The sequence below is a fragment of the Roseovarius aestuariivivens genome, assembly GCF_004761875.1.
Classification (GTDB): Bacteria; Pseudomonadota; Alphaproteobacteria; order Rhodobacterales; family Rhodobacteraceae; genus Roseovarius; species Roseovarius aestuariivivens.
In genome coordinates this window covers 1-1,284 of the sequence record NZ_SJEY01000035.1, presented here as the reverse complement: position 1 = coordinate 1,284, position 1,284 = coordinate 1, and the positions used below count along the sequence as shown (strand labels likewise).

The 1,284-nt window shown below is 64.1% G+C and carries 3 protein-coding genes; all 3 read right to left on the bottom strand.

Annotated elements, in window-relative coordinates:
* Positions 1–533: recombinase family protein (locus tag EZV60_RS18935; RefSeq protein WP_135507640.1), on the bottom strand; the 533-nt coding region annotated here is incomplete at its 3' end.
* Complete coding sequence (locus EZV60_RS18930; RefSeq protein WP_135507638.1) at positions 530–937, bottom strand: DUF2924 domain-containing protein; 408 nt, start codon at positions 935–937, stop codon at positions 530–532. The genes EZV60_RS18930 and EZV60_RS18935, both read right to left, overlap by 4 nt.
* 143 nt (positions 938–1,080) lie before the next feature.
* On the bottom strand, positions 1,081–1,284 hold a 204-nt coding region (locus EZV60_RS19215; protein ID WP_210115133.1), incomplete at its 5' end, for a hypothetical protein.

Genomic DNA, 1,284 nt, shown 5'->3' with positions numbered 1-1,284 from the left:
CGGGTGTTGGCATCGGGATGTGCGTCATATCCCAAAGGCGGTACGCCGCCCATCCAGAGGCCGCGCTTTTTTGAGGCTGCGATCTTATCGCGAATGCGCTCGGCCGTGACCTCGCGCTCGAATTGGGCAAAGCTCAGCAACATGTTGAGCGTGAGCCGGCCCATCGACGACGAGGTATTGAAAGCCTGCGTGACAGAAACGAAGGAACAGCCCGCCGCCTCGAACCGATCGACAAGCCTGGCGAAGTCCGACAGAGACCGTGTCAGCCGGTCGATCTTGTAGACCACCACCATGTCGATGCGACCGGCATCGATGTCGTGCATGAGGCTTTGAAGCGCCGGGCGTGCCAGTGTGCCGCCCGAGACGCCACCGTCGTCATATCGCGCGGGAAGTAAGGCCCAGCCTTCGCCGCGCTGGCTCGCCACGTAGGCGGCGCAGGCCTCAAACTGGGCGTCGAGCGAATTGAACTCCTGCTCGAGCCCGTCCTCGGTGGACTTGCGGGTATAGATGGCGCAGCGGATCTTTTTGCTCACCGCCCTGCCCCGCCATTGAGACCGAAGAAGCGCGGGCCGGACCAGTGCGCGCCGGTGATCTCGCGCGCGATGGCCGAGAGCGAGCGCCAGGTCTGGTCGCGCCAGCGAAACCCTTGCTCGGTGACATCGACGACATGCGTCACGCCATTCCACTCCCGCAGGAGTCGGCCACCGGGCTGAAGGGCCGGGGTGCGCTTTGACGCGCCCTCGCCTGCCGCGCGCGCCAGTTTGGCCTGAAAGTCCTTCGGCAATCCGCCCATACCGCGGGCCTGCACCTCAAAGGCCAGTATCCGACGCAGAAAGGGGCGGCTGAGGCTCTTAGGGGGCGGGGCCCGGAACAGATCCAGCCAGAGCGCAACGAGGCGTCCGCGGTCCATCTCCTCGATCTCCGCTACAGTGGTCATGACTGCGCCTCTGTGAACGTGGTGATCCGGCAAACCGGTTTGCCCGCGTCATCCTTGGCGCGATCGATCGCGTGACCGGCCTTGCGCAGCCCGCTGAGCTTGGCACTTACCGAGAGGGGTTGCCAGCCGGTAGCTTTGCATAGCTATTCAAGCGCGGCCCCTTCCTCGCATTCCAGCACCTCACGCAACAACGCGGTCTTCGGCTTGCGTGGTTTTGCAGTCTTGAGCTTCGGTGCCTGCGCTTTACGGTGCTTAATCCCCGCAACCTTGGTTTGTGCCATGTCGGTCTCCCGGTTTTTGGGCCGACCCAACGCCGGCCCTGCTACCGAGAGCAGCCCGAACCAAGT

Excerpts from the sequence above, each read along its gene's own strand:
- EZV60_RS18930 (WP_135507638.1), bottom strand. The coding sequence starts at position 937 with ATGACCACTGTAGCGGAGATCGAGGAGATGGACCGCGGACGCCTCGTT.